The organism is Actinacidiphila cocklensis, from assembly GCF_907177275.1.
In the GTDB taxonomy this organism is placed as follows: domain Bacteria; phylum Actinomycetota; class Actinomycetes; order Streptomycetales; family Streptomycetaceae; genus Actinacidiphila; species Actinacidiphila cocklensis.
The window spans coordinates 1-13,795 of sequence record NZ_CAJSLV010000063.1; the positions used below are offsets into that span (position 1 = coordinate 1).

13 protein-coding genes are annotated in these 13,795 nt (G+C 72.4%); 6 read left to right on the forward strand and 7 right to left on the reverse strand.

Annotated features, from left to right (window positions below):
- A partial coding sequence (locus NFU81_RS22380) for a tetratricopeptide repeat protein (RefSeq protein WP_251492682.1) occupies positions 1–2,844 on the forward strand: 2,844 nt, incomplete at its 5' end.
- Positions 2,845–2,880: 36 nt separating this feature from the next.
- On the opposite strand, the gene NFU81_RS22385 is transcribed toward NFU81_RS22380, so the two are convergent.
- Both NFU81_RS22385 and mca read right to left on the reverse strand, forming a co-directional pair.
- On the reverse strand, positions 2,881–3,114 hold the full coding sequence (locus NFU81_RS22385; RefSeq protein ID WP_422665260.1) for a hypothetical protein: 234 nt from the start codon (positions 3,112–3,114) through the stop codon (positions 2,881–2,883).
- A 6-nt stretch (positions 3,115–3,120) separates the two neighbouring features.
- Positions 3,121–3,993: a mycothiol conjugate amidase Mca gene (mca, locus tag NFU81_RS22390; protein ID WP_251492686.1), complete on the reverse strand. Its 873-nt coding sequence runs from the start codon at positions 3,991–3,993 to the stop codon at positions 3,121–3,123.
- 135 nt (positions 3,994–4,128) lie between these two features.
- On the opposite strand from mca, the gene NFU81_RS22395 reads away from it, so the two are divergent.
- Together NFU81_RS22395 and greA are read left to right on the forward strand one after the other, a co-directional pair.
- Positions 4,129–4,551: a DUF4307 domain-containing protein gene (locus NFU81_RS22395; protein ID WP_251492688.1), complete on the forward strand. Its 423-nt coding sequence runs from the start codon at positions 4,129–4,131 to the stop codon at positions 4,549–4,551.
- 114 nt (positions 4,552–4,665) lie between these two features.
- On the forward strand, positions 4,666–5,163 hold the full coding sequence (greA, locus tag NFU81_RS22400; RefSeq protein ID WP_251492690.1) for a transcription elongation factor GreA: 498 nt from the start codon (positions 4,666–4,668) through the stop codon (positions 5,161–5,163).
- 77 nt (positions 5,164–5,240) lie between these two features.
- Here greA and NFU81_RS22405 read toward each other — a convergent pair whose 3' ends face one another.
- The 3 genes from NFU81_RS22405 to ilvA form a co-directional block, all read right to left on the reverse strand.
- Positions 5,241–6,095: an ABC transporter permease gene (locus tag NFU81_RS22405; protein ID WP_251492692.1), complete on the reverse strand. Its 855-nt coding sequence runs from the start codon at positions 6,093–6,095 to the stop codon at positions 5,241–5,243.
- On the reverse strand, positions 6,092–7,111 hold the full coding sequence (locus NFU81_RS22410; protein ID WP_251492694.1) for an ATP-binding cassette domain-containing protein: 1,020 nt from the start codon (positions 7,109–7,111) through the stop codon (positions 6,092–6,094). Before NFU81_RS22410 ends, NFU81_RS22405 begins: the two co-directional genes overlap by 4 nt.
- A gap of 192 nt (positions 7,112–7,303) precedes the next feature.
- Positions 7,304–8,533, reverse strand: a complete 1,230-nt coding sequence (gene ilvA / locus NFU81_RS22415) for a threonine ammonia-lyase (protein ID WP_251492696.1) — start codon at positions 8,531–8,533, stop codon at positions 7,304–7,306.
- Between the two features lie 207 nt (positions 8,534–8,740).
- On the opposite strand from ilvA, the gene NFU81_RS22420 reads away from it, so the two are divergent.
- From NFU81_RS22420 to NFU81_RS22430, 3 genes are read left to right on the forward strand one after another with little or no spacing between them, the layout of a single operon-like run.
- Positions 8,741–9,298, forward strand: a complete 558-nt coding sequence (locus tag NFU81_RS22420) for a MarR family winged helix-turn-helix transcriptional regulator (protein WP_251492698.1) — start codon at positions 8,741–8,743, stop codon at positions 9,296–9,298.
- Between the two features lie 32 nt (positions 9,299–9,330).
- Positions 9,331–9,891, forward strand: coding sequence for a sigma factor-like helix-turn-helix DNA-binding protein (locus NFU81_RS22425; RefSeq protein WP_251492699.1), 561 nt, complete (start codon positions 9,331–9,333; stop codon positions 9,889–9,891).
- Entirely contained in the window at positions 9,888–10,190 is a 303-nt protein-coding gene (locus NFU81_RS22430) for a hypothetical protein (RefSeq protein WP_251492701.1), read from the forward strand. The genes NFU81_RS22425 and NFU81_RS22430 overlap by 4 nt, the downstream gene beginning before the upstream one ends.
- Positions 10,191–10,212: 22 nt before the next feature.
- On the opposite strand, the gene NFU81_RS22435 is transcribed toward NFU81_RS22430, so the two are convergent.
- Complete coding sequence (locus tag NFU81_RS22435; RefSeq protein WP_251492703.1) at positions 10,213–11,355, reverse strand: cystathionine gamma-synthase; 1,143 nt, start codon at positions 11,353–11,355, stop codon at positions 10,213–10,215.
- 91 nt (positions 11,356–11,446) lie between these two features.
- The gene (locus NFU81_RS22440) at positions 11,447–13,510 is read right to left on the reverse strand and encodes a glycosyl hydrolase family 28-related protein (protein ID WP_251492705.1); all 2,064 of its coding nucleotides are present in this window, start codon (positions 13,508–13,510) and stop codon (positions 11,447–11,449) included.
- Positions 13,511–13,795: the final 285 nt, after the last annotated feature.

Genomic DNA, 13,795 nt, shown 5'->3' on the forward strand with positions numbered 1-13,795 from the left:
GCGCCGGAGCGCGGGGCGCCCGGCGGCGCCGAGCAGCTGCGGCTGCTGTGGCTGGCGGCGCTGGAGCGCCGCGGAGTGCGGCCGTTCCTGGAGGCCGCGGGCCAGGAGCGTCCCGCCGCGCAGACGGTCGCGGTGAAGCGGACCACCGCCGAGGTGCCGCGCCAGCGCCGCACCGGCTCCGACCGCAGCGCGGCGGCCCGCACCCGGGCGGTGCTGGAGGGGTCCTTCGCCCAACTCCCGCAAGCGGAGGGCTTCTTCACGGGCCGCACCGGCGAGATGACGCAGATCGCGCAGGCCGTGCACCAGGCCCGCGCGGCCGTCACCGTGCAGCCCACGGTGATCGTGCTGCACGGCCCGCCCGGCAGCGGGCGTACGACCCTCGCGGTGCGCGCGGCGCAGCAGTTGAAGGACCAGTTCAGGGGCGCCTGCGTGGTGGATCTGCGCGGCGCGGGCGACGGCCGGGGGCCGCTGCCGGTGCGGGACGCGCTGCTGCACCTGCTGAACCGGCTCGGGGCGCCGCGCGACCAGCTCCTGTTCAGGGAGCGGCAGGACCGCCAGGACCAGGGCCAGCACCTGCGCCGGCTCAGCGAGCAGTACCAGCAGCACCTGGCCGGCGTGCCGGTGGTCATCGTGCTGGACGACGCCACGGACCCCGAGCAGGTGCGCGCGCTGGTGCCCGAGCGCTCGGAGAGCCTGGTGCTGGTCACCGCGCGCGAGCCGCTGGCGCTGGAGATGCCGGACGCCCGGGTGCGCCACCTGGAGATCGCCCCGCTGTCGTCCGCCGGCGCGCAGGGCCTGCTCGGCCACCTGGCACAGGCGGCGGGCCTGCCGGCGCCGGACGCGGCGCAGGCCGAGCGGCTGCGCGAGCTGTGCGCGGGCCTGCCGCTGGCGCTGCGGATCGCCGGGTCGGCGCTGGCCGACCACCACGGGCCTACCCAACTGGTCGACGACATCGAGGTGTTCGGCCCGCGCGACCCGGTCGACCGGGTGCTGGCGCTGCGCTACCACGACCAGCCGGAGCCCAACCGCCGGCTGCTGCGCCGCCTCGCGCTGGCCGGCCGGGCGAGCTTCGGCGCCGCGGCGGCCTCCGCCCTCATGGCCACCGACGACCAGGAGGCGGCCCGCAGGCTCGGCGAGCTGGCCGCGGCCGGGCTCCTCGACAACGTCCGCGGCAGCCGCTACCGGCCGCACGACCTGGCGCGCGCCTTCGCCGCCGAGCGGCTGCTCGACGAGGAGGACCCGGTCGAGCGGGCCGCGGCCCACGAGCGGCTCATCCGCTCGTACGCCGACCTGGCCAACACCGTGGTGCGGCTGGTCGAGGGCAAGACCTCGACGCGGGCCGGGCGGTTCGGGCAGCACGGGTTCGCCTCGCTGGAGACGGCGCTGCGCTGGCTGGACGAGGAGTCCAGCTTCATCACGGCCGCGCTGCGCGAGACCGAGGGCGTCGACCGGGCAGCGGTCCAGGCGCTGCTGGGCGCGCTGTGCGACTACTGCCTGCTGCGCGGCGACCTCTACCGGCTGGGCGAGATCAGCGAGATGGCGCAGGCCCAGCACGCACGGCAGCCCAAGTCCGGCCATGACGAGGACCGTTCCGTGCTGGTGCGCTCGGTGCAGTGGCGTACCGGCATCGCAGCACGGCAGTTGGGCGACCTCGACAAGTCCAAGTCGACGCTGAGCACCGTGGTGGACCTCTACTTCGAGGCGCAGCACCCGGCGGGCGCGGCCCGCGCGCTGGACAGCCTCGGCATCACCCTGCACCACCAGGGCAACCTGCGCGAGGCCGAGGTCAAGCTGCGGGAGGGCCTGGCGATCCAGGCGGACCCGGAGCTGGAGGAGGACCGGGCCTGGACGATGCACGCGCTGGGCGCGGTGCTGCGCGACATGGGCCAGCTGGACAGCGCCGTCAAGCTGCTGCACGAGTCGCTGGCGCTGCACCGGGCCAACGAGAGCGTGCAGGGCGAGGCGTGGGCGCACCTCCAGCTGGGCCAGACCTATCTGCTGCTCGGCCGGCTCGACCAGGGCGAGGCGGAGCTGCGGGCGGCCGGCCAGGCGTACGCGCTGGCCCGCGACCCGCGCGGCACCGCCTGGACGATGACCCAGCTGGCCAGGGCCAGGCTGCTGCGGGGCGAGCCCCGCGAGTCGGCCCGCGACCTGGACGAGGCGGTCCAGCGGCACCGGGCGAGCGAGGACGCCCGGGGTGAGGCGTGGACGCTGTACCACCTGGGGCAGGCCCTGGAGGAGTGCGGCGACACCGACGCGGCGCTGCGGACCCTGGAGCGGTCGCGGACGATGTTCTCCCGGATGCGGGACGTCTACGGGCTGGCCTGCGCCCGGCACCACTCGGCGCGGGTCACCCGGGACCAGCGCGCGGCCAGGACCGGCAACCTGCGCAACAGCGGCTTCGCCCGGCAGCTGCTGCAGGACGCCCGGCAGGACTTCCGGCGGATCGGCGTGGAGCACGGCGAGGCCTGGTCGTGCGTGGAGCTGGCGGTGATCGACGCGGGCAACGAGCGCATGGTGGAGGCGCTGACCCTGCTGGACGAGGCCTACCAGCTCTTCGGCGGCCTCGGCGACCGGCGCGGGCAGGACTGGGCGGCGTTCCTGCGCGCCACGCTGCTCGCCTCCGGCGGGGAGGTCGAGCAGGCGCTGGCCGTCCTGCGCGACCTCGCGGGACGCGCGGGGTACCCGGGGCGCGACCCGGACCTCGACGAGTACGTCGCCGCGTACGCGCTGCTGGTCGAACGCGGGTCCGCCGCCGCGGGCACGCCCTGGGAGGCGTGGCGCCTGGGCATGACCCCGGGCCGCGCGGCCCGGGTGATCCTGGCCCAGGACAGCCCGGCGTAGGGCGGCGCCCTCCAGGGGCGCCCCCTCACGCGGGGGTCAGGGCCGCGGGGCCTCGGGGTCGGAAGGGGCGGGCGCCGCCGGTGGCGCCTGCTCCTCGAAGTCGATCTTCTTCATCTGCTTGCCCATGTTCTTCATGAGCATCCACAGCCCGAAGGCCAGCGCAGCGAAGATCACGAATCCGAGGAGCCCCGGCGTCACCTTGTCCTGGTTCACCTCTGCGAGGGAAACCAGCGGGCGGCCGAAGGCGTGGGTTGCTGTCACGCCGCCCATTGTCCCTCAGGCCTCCCGGACGCCCGCAAAGAGGTCGGTCTCGGGGAGCGAGACGTCGACGCGGGTCTTCGCCAGCTCGTAGTCCTCGGTCGGCCAGATCTCCCGCTGGAGGTCCATCGGGACCCGGAACCAGCCGCCGTCCGGGTCGATCTGGGTGGCGTGCGCGAGCAGCGCCTTGTCGCGGATCTCGAAGAACTCCGAGCACGGCACGTGGGTGGAGATGTTGCGCTCGGGCCGGGCGAACTCGTCCCAGCGCTTGAGCCACTCCCCGTAGGGGGACTCCATGCCGCGGGCCTCAATGGCCTCGTGCAGGGCGAGGGTGCGGGCCTTGTTGAAGCCCTGGTTGTAGTAGAGCTTGAGCGGCGTCCAGGGCTCGCCGGCCTCCGGGTACCGGTTCGGGTCGCCGGCGGCCTCGAAGGCCACCATGGTGATCTTGTGGGTCATGATGTGGTCGGGGTGCGGGTAACCGCCGTTCTCGTCGTAGGTGGTGATCACCTGCGGCTTGAACTCGCGGATCAGCTTCACCAGCGCGCCGGCCGCCTCGTCGACGTCCTGGAGGCCGAAGCAGCCCTCGGGCAGCGGCGGCAGCGGGTCGCCCTCGGGCAGTCCCGAGTCGACGAAGCCGAGCCAGGCCTGCTTGACGCCCAGGATCTCCCTGGCCTCGTCCATCTCCTTGGCGCGTACCTCGTGGATGTGCTCCTCGATGTACTTGTCGCCCTGGAGTTTGGGGTTGAGCACCGAACCGCGCTCGCCGCCGGTGCAGGTGGCCACCAGTACGTCCACCCCTTCTGACACGTACTTGGCCATGGTGGCGGCACCCTTGCTCGACTCGTCGTCGGGGTGAGCGTGTACGGCCATCAGTCGAAGCTGCTCAGTCAAGGCAGGTGTCCTCAAAGTCCCGTTGGTTCTGCTGTTGGTCGTGGAGCCCCCTCGGTCGGCGCAGGGGGAACGCCTTCTATAGTGACCGAGCGAGGGGGCGAATAATTCCGCGGTCAGTGAACGGGAGAAACGATCATGGCGGCTGTCCAGGCCGGTCCGCCCGGTTCCCTGCCCGAAGGACGCTACGGCCCCGGTGCGGACGCGCGTGCCGACCGCAAGCTGCGGATCGCCGCGATCGTGGCTGCGGTGCTGGTCACAGCGGGTATCGGCTGGTACGGCTACGACTCGCTGAGCGGTGACAAGGTCAGCGGCCAGGTGGTGGCGTTCGAGGCGGTCTCGGACCAGTCCCTGCAGATCCACCTGGAGGTCCACAAGGGCGCGGGCACCGTCGCGGTGTGCACGGTCCGCTCGGTGGGCACCGACCACGTCGAGGTGGGCCGCAAGGACGTACGCCTGGCGCAGCACGCGAAACAGGTCGACACGGTCGTCACGGTCCGCACGACGGCCCGCGGCGAGACCGGCGAACTGGTCGGGTGCAGCGCCGCGCCGCGCGACTGACCCGCCCGCCCTTTACCCGCTCCCGTCGCCCGCCGGTAATTGTTAGGCTCGTGGTTTCGTCCCGGCTACCGGTGGCAATGCAATTCTTCACGACAGTACCGACGAGGAGCACCTGTGACCCAGACCAGCGACAACGTCACCTGGCTGACCCAGGCGGCGTACGACCAGCTCAAGGCCGAGCTGGAGCATCTGTCTGGTCCGGCGCGCGCCGAGATCGTCGCAAAGATCGAGGAAGCCCGCCAGGAAGGCGATCTCAAGGAGAACGCCGGCTACCACGCGGCGCGCGAGGACCAGGGCAAGCTGGAGCTGCGCATCCGGCAGCTCAACCAGATCCTGGAGAGCGCCAAGGTGGGCGAGGCGCCCGCGGACGACGGTGTGGTGGCCCCCGGCATGGTCGTCACGATCGCCTTCGACGGTGACCCGGACGACACCACGACCTTCCTGCTCGGCTCCCGCGAGGGGATCTCCAGCGACCTGGAGACGTACTCGCCGCAGTCCCCGCTGGGTCGCGGTGTGGCCGGCAAGCGGACCGGCGACGACGCCACGTACGAGCTGCCGAACGGCAGGAGCGCGTCGGTGAAGATCCTCGACGTCAGGCCGTACCAGGGCTGAGCCTCGCAGGCCCCCCAGTACAAGGACGAGCCCCCGGCGCAGGACCGCCGGGGGCTCGCTGCTGTACGCCTGCGGCGTTACGCCGTCGCGGAGCGGTACTTGCGGACCGCCAGGGTGCGGAAGGCCGCGATGATGATCACCGACCAGATCAGCGACGCCCACACCGGGTGCTCCATCGGCCAGGCGCCGGACTTGACGACGCCCGGGTTGCCGAACAGCACGCGGGAGGCCTGGACGGTGGCGCTGAAGGGGTTCCACTCGGCCACGTGCCGCAGCCAGGCCGGCATGAACTGCGGCGACACGAACGCGTTCGACACGAAGGTCACCGGGAACAGCCAGATCAGGCCGCCCGAGGTGGCCGCCTCGGGCGACCGCACGGACAGGCCGATCAGCGCGCCGATCCAGGAGAAGGCGTAGCCCAGCAGGAGCAGCAGCGCGAAGGCGCCGAACATCTTCGGGATGCCGTTGTGGATGCGCCAGCCGACCAGCAGGCCGACGCAGGCCAGCACCACGACGGTCAGCGCGGTCTGCACCAGGTCGGCCAGGGTGCGGCCGGTGAGGACCGCGCCGCGGGACATCGGCAGCGAGCGGAACCGGTCGATCAGGCCCTTGCTCATGTCGTCGGCGATGCCGGCGCCGGCGCCGGCGGTCGCGAAGGTGACGGTCTGCGCGAAGATGCCGGCCATCAGGAACTCGCGGTAGTCGGAGGCGCTGGACGAGCCGCCGACGTTGACGGACCCGCCGAAGACGTAGCTGAAGAGCACCACGAACATGATCGGCTGGATCAGGCCGAAGATCACGACCTCGGGGATGCGCATCATGCGGCGCAGGTTGCGCTTGGCGACCACGAGCGAGTCGTGGGCGGACTGGATCAGGCCGCCGCGGGCCTTCGGCGCCAGCGTCAGCTGGGGGGTGTCGGTCACGGCACTCACTTGACGGCCTCCTTGACCGCGGTTCCGTCGGCGGCGGCACCGCCGTCGCCCTCCTCGCTCTCGCCGTTCGCGGGCACCTCGGCCGCGTGGCCGGTGAGCGAGATGAAGACGTCGTCCAGGGTGGGGCGGCGCAGGCCGATGTCGTCGATCTCGATGCCCTGGGCGTCGAGGTCGCGGATCACCTCGGCCAGCAGCTTGGCGCCGCCGGTGACCGGGACGGTGATCTGCCGGGTGTGCTGCTCGATCTTGACCTCGCCCTTGCCGTGCGCGGCCATCGCGCGGGCGGCGTCGTCGATCCGGTCCCGCTCGTGCACCACGACCTCGACGCGCTCGCCGCCGATCTGCGCCTTGAGCTGGTCGGAGGTGCCGCGGGCGATGACCTTGCCGTGGTCGATGACGCAGATGTCGTGGGCGAGGTGGTCGGCCTCCTCCAGGTACTGGGTGGTGAGCAGCAGCGTGGTGCCGCCCGCGACCAGTTCCTGGATGACCTCCCACAGCTGCTGCCGGTTGCGCGGGTCGAGCCCGGTGGTGGGCTCGTCCATGAACATCACCGGCGGGCTGACGACCAGGGCGGCGGCCAGGTCGAGCCGGCGGCGCATACCGCCGGAGTAGGTCTTGGAGATCCGGTTGGCGGCCTCGGTGAGGTTGAACCGCTCCAGCAGCTCGTCGGCCCGCCGGCGGGCGGCCTTGGGGCTGAGCTGGTACAGCTCGCCGACCATCTGGATGTTCTCCCGGCCGGTGAGGAACTCGTCGACGGCCGCGAACTGGCCCGACAGGCCGATGTGCCGGCGCACCTCGTTGGGGTGCTTGAGCACGTCGATGCCCGCGACGGTGGCCCTGCCGCTGTCCGGCTGCAGAAGTGTGGTCAGGACGCGCACCGCGGTGGTCTTCCCCGCCCCGTTGGGACCGAGCAAACCGAGGACCGTGCCCTCCGGCACGTCAAGGTCCACTCCCCCCAGTGCCCTGACATCGCCGAAGGTCTTGACCAGACCTTCGGCATAGATGGCGCCCGGCATTTTTTTGGCTCCCGTCCGTTGCTTGCGCTGTGTGCTGTTACGGCTGTACGACCGGTCCGACAACCGGAACTCATCGGCCGATGATTGCCGGATGCCCCGCGGTGTGCGAACGGTTTACCGGGCATCCTCGCGATATAGCGAGAATGTCAGACGCGATATATCGCGTCAACCCCGCCGACAGCTCCGCCCCGATCAGGCGATCACCACGTACCCCGCGTCCTCGAGCGCCGTGCCGACCGCGGCGCAGTGCTCGGGACCCTTGGTCTCCAGGTGCAGTTCGACCTCCGCCTCGGTGAGCCCGAGCCGCGGGTCGGTCCGCACATGACTGACGTCGAGGACGTTAGCGTCCACCACTGACAGCACCCCGAGCAGCGTGGCCAGCGCCCCCGGCCGGTCGGTCAGCCGCAGCCGCAGCGACAGGTAGCGGCCCGCCGCCGACATGCCGTGCCGCAGGATGCGCTGCATCAGCAGCGGGTCCACGTTGCCGCCGGACAGCACCGCCACGACCGGCCCCTCGTACGCGTGCGGCGCGGCCAGCAGCGCCGCCACCGAGCTGGCCCCGGCCGGCTCCACCACCAGCTTCGCCCGCTCCAGGCACAGCAGCAGCGCCGACGACAGCTGGTCCTCCGAGACCGTGACCACGTCGTCCAGCAGGTCCCTGACCAGCGCGAACGGCACGTCGCCGGGGCGGCCGACCATGATGCCGTCGGCCATGGTGGCCACCGAGCCCAGCGCGACCGGGCGCCCGGCCGCGAGCGAGGGCGGGTACGCGGCGGCGCCTGCCGCCTGCACCCCGACCACCCGCACGTCGGGCCGCAGCGCCTTGACGGCGACCGCGACACCCGCCGCGAGCCCGCCGCCTCCGACGCCCACCACGATGGTGCGCACCTCGGGGCACTGCTCCAGGATCTCCAGGCCCACCGTGCCCTGCCCGGCGATGATGTCCGGGTGGTCGAAGGGGTGGATGAAGACCGCGCCGGTCTCCTGGGCGTAGTCGATCGCCGCCCGCAGCGTCTCGTCCACCACCGTTCCGTGCAGCCGGACCTCGGCTCCGTAGTCGCGGGTCGCGGCGACCTTCGGCAGCGGGGCGCCGACCGGCATGAAGACCGTCGAGCGCACCCCGAGCAGGGCGGCCGCGAGCGCCACGCCCTGCGCGTGGTTGCCGGCGCTGGCCGCCACGACGCCGGCCGCCCGCTCCTCGGGGCTGAGGCCTGCGATCCGGACGTAGGCGCCGCGGATCTTGAACGAACCGGTGCGCTGCAGATTCTCGCATTTGAGGTGCACAGGTGCCCCGACCAGCGACGACAGGTGCCTGCTGGTCTCCATCACGGTCATCCGGGCCACGCCGGAGAGCATCTTGTGGGCGCCGCGCACGTCGTCGAGGGTGACCGGGAGGAGCGCGGAGGGTGACGGTCGGTCCATACGACCAGTCTCGCAGTCCCGCGCCCGCGCCACGCCCGGGGCACGACCGGGGCAGGGGTGCGCCCGCCGACCTTCACAGTGGTGTCAGAACCCGGTTGCGGTTTGTGCGTGCAGGGTCACTCGGGCATCCGGTCCGCGTACTCTTCTCCCAACTTCCCGCCGTCCGATCGCCCTTCACAGGACCGACAGAACGCGAGCTTCAAGGTCATGTCCAAACCGACGGAGACCTCGTCAGAACTTCTTGAGCGCCTCCAGCACCAGGTGGCCCTTTTCGCCCGCCGCGCGGAACAGACCCGGCTCGGCGGTGTGGGCAAGGCCCGCAACTCGATGGACCGCGCCGCATATCTGCTGCTCAACCGGCTCGACCGGGAGGGTCCCATGGGTGTCAAGGCACTCGCCGAGGCCATGGGTATCGACTCCTCCACGGTCACCCGGCAGGTGGCGCCGCTGGTCGACACCGGCCTGGTCAAGCGCACCTCGCACCCGGACGACGGCCGGGCCGTGGTGCTCGCGGTCTCGCCGCGCGGCCGCGGCCGGCTCGACGAGGTGCGCGACTCGCGCCGCCGGCTGATGGCCCAGGTCACCGACGGGTGGACGGAAGGGGAGCGGGAGGTCTTCACCGACCTTCTCGTACGGTTCAACATCTCGCTCGCCGACTGGCACGCCGGCCTCGGCCGCGGCGACGACGAGGCCCCGGGAGCGACGGCAGGTGCCTCGCGTGCGCATGGTGCGTACGAGTCACAGGGGGACCCGCAAGGGGCTTGACCGGGAACACCCGGTTGCCGTCCCATGGCCGCGTGGGGAAGCGCCGGGCGGCAGCGGAGATCCGACGGGACGCCGAATTCGCGGCGTTCAGCGCCGGGGCGGCGGGCCGACTGCTGCACACCGCCACCCTGCTGACCGGCGACCGGGAGCAGGCCGAGCGGCTGCTCACCGCGACGCTGGCCCGCACGTACGCCGACTGGCTGCGGATGCGCGCCGACGACCCGTACGACCAGGCGCGGGCGGAGCTGGTACGCCGCTTCGCCTACCGGCCGTGGTGGCGGCGCCCGCGCGGCGGGGTGCTCGCACGGCTCACCCCGCAGGAGCGGCTCGTCGTCACGATGCGGTACTTCGAGGGTGTCGCGGAGGAGCAGACCGCGGCCCAGCTCGGACTGGCCACCGACCGGGTCAGGGCGATCGGCGCCCGGGCCACCGCGACCCTGCGCAGCCGCCGCTACGACCCGTCGGGCAAACCCCCGGCCGGCGGCACACCGCCGGCCGGCCGCACACCCCAGGCGGCGCCGCGTACGGTCGCCGAGGCCCGCGACCGCGCGGACCGCGCCGACCGCCGGGCAGCCCAGCAGGTGGCGCCGTGAGGGCGCCGAACCGGCGCGACGACGAGGTGCGGCAGCTGCTCGACACCCCGCACCCGGCGGTGCCCGCCGACCTGGTGGCCCGCGCGACCGTGCGGGGGCGGCGTACGGTACGCCGCCGCCGCGTCCGGCGGCAGGTGCTGTGGGTGCTGCTGGTGGCCGCGGTGGTGGCCGGCATCGTGCTGGCGGTGCTCGCCTGGCCCGAGCACCACGACCCGGCCGGCGACACCGGCGACGGCACCTGGTGGTCGCCGGTGAGCCTGGGCCGCCTCCCGGCGCCGCTGCTGCGGCTGCCGCGCTGAGCCGGGACGGGCGGCCCGGGGGTCAGGCCAGGGCCTGGCTCAGGTCGGCCAGCAGGTCGTCCACCGCCTCGATGCCCACCGACAGCCGGACCAGGTCGGCCGGCACCTCCAGGGCGGAGCCGGCGACCGACGCGTGCGTCATCCGGCCCGGGTGCTCGATCAGCGACTCGACGCCGCCCAGCGACTCGCCGAGGGTGAACAGCTTCGCCCGGTCGCACACCGCGACCGCCGCCTCCTCGCCGCCGTCGACCCGGAAGGACACCATCCCGCCGAAGGCCTTCATCTGCTTGGCGGCCACCTCGTGGCCCGGGTGCTCGGGCAGCCCCGGGTAGTAGACCTGGGTCACCTTCGGGTGCGCGGACAGCAGGTGCGCGACCCGGGTGGCGTTGGCGCTGTGCCGGTCCATGCGCACCGCGAGGGTCTTGATGCCGCGCATCACCAGCCACGCGTCGAAGGGACCTGCGACCGCGCCCATCGCGTTCTGGTGGTAGGCCAGCTCCTCGCCGAGACCGGCGTCCGAGGTCACCAGGGCGCCGCCGACCACGTCGGAGTGGCCTCCCATGTACTTCGTCGTGGAGTGCACCACCACGTCGGCGCCCAGCGCGAGCGGCTGCTGGAGATACGGGCTGGCGAAGGTGTTGTCCACCACCAGCCGCACCCCCGCCTGCCGGGCCACCCCGGCGAGCGCGGCGATGTCGCTGACGCCCAGCAGCGGGTTGGAGGGCGTCTCCACCCAGATCAGCTTCGTCTCGGGGCGTACCGCGTCGCGCACCGCCTGCACGTCGGAGGTGTCGGCCACCGACCAGGTCACGCCCCAGCGCTCCACGACCTTCGCGAACAGCCGGAAGGTGCCGCCGTAGGCGTCGTTGGGGATCACCACGTGGTCGCCGGGGGCGAGCACGGTACGCAGCAGGCAGTCCTCGGCCGCCAGGCCCGACGCGAAGGCGAGCCCGCGGCTGCCGCCCTCCAGCGCCGCCAGGTTCGCTTCGAGCGCGGTCCTGGTGGGGTTCGCCGACCGGCTGTACTCGTAACCGCCCCGCAGGCCGCCGACGCCGTCCTGCTTGTACGTCGACACCTGGTAGATCGGGGTGACGACGGCGCCGGTCTGCGCGTCGGCCGGCTGCCCCGCGTGGATGGCCAGGGTCTCGAAGTGCTGATCGCTCATGCCGCCGAGCGTAGTGCCCCGCGGGGGCCTCCCCCGGACAACGGCACCGGCCGGCCGCGGCGGACGCGACCGGCCGGCGGGGTGGTTCCGGCTACCAGGCGGAGGGGGCCGGCGGCGGGACCACGGCGGGGCGGTCGTCGCAGGTGATGGTGTTGGGCAGCTCCCACGGGGCCAGCCAGGGACCGGTGGTGCCGCCGCCGTCGTTGCCGCCGAGGTCGGTGACGGCGAACTCGGAGCCGGTGGCGGGGAAGTTGAAGGAGCCGCAGTTGTTGATGCCGACGGCTCCGACGTTGCGGGCGTCGACGTTCTCGAAGGTCGCGCCGCCCTTGGCCCGGGCGCTGAGCACGGAGGTGCCGGTGCCGTCGACCTGGATGTCCTTGAAGTGGGCGCCGGTGATGGAGTAAAGGTCCTTCACCGGGAAGTCGCTGACCAGCATGATCGCGTTGTAGGTGCTGTCGAGGAAGCGGTCGCCGGTCACCTGGACGTCGGCGTCGATGTTCTTCTCCAGCGCGTAGAACCAGATCGCGCCGAGCCCGATCTTCCAGTTCAGCTCGTACGTCCCGGCCCTGACCGTGGTGTTGCCGGCGATCGTCAGCTTGCCGGTGAAGGCCTCGGAGCCGAAGCGCGAGCCGACGTGCAGGGCGCTGCCCTCGCGGACCGGGTCGGCGATCAGGTTGGCGGAGACGGTGTTGTCCGTACCGCCGTAGACGGCGATGCCGTTGGCGAGCACCGGGGTCTGCACGGTGTTGTGGTCGATGGTGTTGCCGGCGTCCTCGGTCCTCTCCGACCACATCGCGAGCGCGTCGTCGCCGGTGTTGCGCAGGAAGTTGCCGGAGATCGCCGAACGCGTCACGCCGGTGTGGAAGTTGATGCCGTCGGCGATCTGGTCGACGATCACGTTGTTCGTGATCCGCAGATTGCTCATCGGCCCGTCGAACCACATGCCGACCTTGGTGTGCTGGATGTACAGCCCGTCGATGGTGGAGTCGCTGAGCGAGCCGCCGATCCCGTTGACCTGGTCGGTGTCGATCCGCTCGCGCACGTCGCCCTGGATCGCGAAGCCCGACAGGTGGACGTCGGAACTGCCGCCCGCCGCCGCGTCCTTGCCGTAGAAGCCGACCCCGGTGTGCACGCTCCCATCGGGGGCCGGGGTCGCCAGGTCCACCTGGTGGCCCTTGATGACCGTGTACCAGCTGCCCGCGCCCTCGATGGTCACGTGGTCGACGATGATGTGCCGGCTGACCTGGTAGGTGCCCGGCGGGATGTAGACCTTCAGGTGGGCGCGCTGCGCGAAGGCGATCGCCTTGTCGATCGCGCCGGCCGAGTCCCGCCGGCCGGTCGGGTCGGCGCCGAAGAGCAGCACGTCGGCCGCCGGCAGGTCGACCTTCGGCGGCGCGACCAGCTGCGAGTCCAGCAGGTCGACGGTGGTGGTCGCGGCCCCGGCCGGCACGGTCAGCCGTACGGTCTGGCCCGCCTTGTACGTACGGCCGAGCAGCAGCCGCTGCTCGTCGTAGAAGTGGTTGGGCCGGAAGGGCTTGGCGAAGACCGGCGTGGGCGTGGTGGCGTTCGGCACGCAGCCGCACTCGGTGACCCACCAGTCGGGGTGGGTGATGTCGGCGTTCGGGTCGTTCGAGAACGGATACAGGTTGTAGAGCCAGGCGTACTGCGAGGTCAGCGTCATGGTCTTCGCCGCGCCGCCGTCGACGGTGACCTTCAGCGGCGAGGTGCCGCCGCCGCCCGCGGGGGCGTCGGGGATGCTGTAGCGCACGTTGACCGCGTTGGCCGCGCTCGGCAGCGTGAAATCGACGTACTGCCCCGGCTTCAGGGTCACCGCGCTGCGGCCCGAGGCCTCGGCGGGCAGGGTGTAGGCGTCCCGGCCCGGGCCGATGACGGTGCCGTCGGTGCGCGCGTTCTCGGCCTCCTGCTCGGCGAAGCCGACATCGGCGCCGCGTCCCGCGGTCAGCGCCGGGTCGAGGGCGGCCCGGGTGACCACGGCCTTGCCGGCGTCGGGCGCCGGCGCCTTGGCGACCGCGGTGCCGCCGCTCAGCACGCCGAGCGCGGCCGCCGCCGCGGTCACCGACGCGACCGTCACGGCGGCTCTTCGCCGCGGGCCCGATGACCATCTCGCCACAGCACCGGTGATGCTCCGTGACATCGAAAGCTCGATTCTCTCAGGACAGGCTCAGGTGGGGGTCCGTTCGCCCCCGGCACCCGCGGCGGCCCGGTCTGACGGCGGGGCGCCGGCAGGCACCGGGTGAGGTGAACCTAGGTCGGCGCCGTCCGTTTCCACAAGGCTCGTGCGAGCGTATTTCGCGTCTTTGGCGCACAACTTCACGGGTGTGCACAGTTTTTGCGTAGCCTGATCCGCCGCTTGCGACTCACCGGACACTCGGGGGACGCCCGCCCCGGCCCTCGCCCCGCGGCGCAAAAAGGTTGAGCA